This window comes from Lichenihabitans sp. Uapishka_5 (genome assembly GCF_033947565.1).
Taxonomy (GTDB): domain Bacteria; phylum Pseudomonadota; class Alphaproteobacteria; order Rhizobiales; family Beijerinckiaceae; genus Lichenihabitans.
In genome coordinates, this window is the sequence record NZ_JARPVX010000184.1 from 1 (window position 1) to 1730 (window position 1730).

General features: G+C 73.1%; 1 protein-coding gene and 1 pseudogene. Both read left to right on the forward strand.

What is annotated here, in order from left to right; genetic code table 11:
- Window positions 1-1200 (forward strand): gamma-glutamyltransferase family protein (locus P7D22_RS22995; RefSeq protein ID WP_319936568.1); only part of this gene is annotated, 1200 nt, incomplete at its 5' end.
- A 5-nt stretch (window positions 1201-1205) separates the two neighbouring features.
- A pseudogene (locus tag P7D22_RS23000) lies at window positions 1206-1730 on the forward strand (MFS transporter); the annotation flags it as partial.

The following is a 1730-nucleotide window of genomic DNA, read 5'->3' on the forward strand; positions in this document are numbered from 1 at the left end:
CGGCTGCTCGGCCCGGCCGTGGTGCAGGCGCGCGACGGCGTGCTGGTGTCGCGCTCGGAGGCCATGGGCGCCCCGCAGGCCTGGGAGGCGCTCGCGGCGGCCCCCGGCTTCGCGAGCCATCTGCTGGTCGAGGGCGCCCTGCCGACGGAAGGCCACATCCGGCGCCAGCCGGCGCTTGCCGCGACCCTTGAACAATTGGCCCATGCGGGCCTCGCGGACTTCTACCGCGGCGACGTGGCCCGCGAGATGGCGGCCGACCTCGAGCGCATCGGCAGCCCTTTGGCCCGGGCGGATTTCCAGAGCTTCGAGGCCCGCTGGGCGAAGCCGCTGTCGCTACGGCTGCGCGACTGCACCGTCTACAACGCGCCGCCGCCCACGCAAGGACTCGCCTCGCTGCTGATCCTCGGCCTGTTCGAACGCCTCGGCGTCACCGAGCGCGACGGCTTCGCGCATCTGCACGGCCTGATTGAGGCGGCGAAACCGGCGCTGGCGATCCGCGACGCGGTCTGCACCGACCCGCGCTTCACGGAGGCCGATCCGGCACGCTGGCTCGAGCCTGCGGTGATCGACCGCGAAGCCGCGCGCATCCGCATGGATCGCGCGGCCAGCCTGCCGGTGCGGTTCGGCCAGGGCGACACGATCTGGATGGGCGCCATCGACGCCAAGGGCCTCGCGGTGTCGTTCATCCAGTCGATCTATTGGGAATACGGCTCGGGCTGCGTGCTGCCCGGCACCGGCATCCTGATGAAGAATCGCGGCGTCGCCTTTTCGCTCGATCCCCGCTCGCCCCGCGCGCTCGAGCCCGGCCGCTACCCGTTCCACACCCTCAACCCGCCGCTCGCGGCCTTCGACGATGGGCGCGTCTTGTCCTACGGGGCGATGGGTGGCGACGGGCAGCCGCAGTTCCAGTCCCAGGTGCTGTCGCGCTATCGTCTCGGTCAGGGCCTTGCCGAAGCGGTCGACGCGCCGCGGTTCCTGTGGGGCCGCACCTGGGGCGCCGGCTCCACCGCGACCCACATGGAGAACCGCTTCGACCCCTCCGTGGTAGCAGCACTCGAGCGCGCCGGCCATGAGGTGTCGCTGCGGCCGCAACCTTATGCGGAAATGTTCGGCCATGCCGGCGCGGTGGTGCGGCACGTGAACGGCCGCGTCGAGGCCACGCACGACCCGCGGTCGGACGGCGGACCGGAAGGCTTCTGAGCCCGATGGCGATCACGGCCGTCGAACCCCGGGCCGCCACCTGGACCGAGCGCGGCGCCACGGCCGCGGTGTTCCTGCTGCTTGGCGCAGGCTTCGGCGCCTGGGCCGCCGCCCTGCCGGGCATCAAGGCGGGCCTCGGCCTGTCGGATCGCGAGATCAGCTTGGCGCTGCTGGCGCTCGCCGCCGCCTCGACGGTGTCGACCTTGTCGGCCGGCTGGCTCACGCCCCGGCTCGGCACCGGCCGCGCCACGGCCGCAAGCGCCATCGCGTTCGCGATCCTGTCGGCCTTGCCGGCCTGGGCCGGCTCGCTCGGCGGGCTCGTCGGACTGGCGGCGCTGTTCGGCCTCGCCAATGGCCTGCTGGATGTGTCGATGAACAGCCACGCCAGCGACGTCGAGGCGCGCTGGGGCGGCGCCATCATGTCGTCGTTCCATGGCGCCTTCAGCCTCGGCGGGCTCATCGGCGCGCTCGCCGGCGCGGCGCTGCTTGGCGCGGGCTTCGGCCCCGCGGGCGAAATGGCGGTGGTGGGC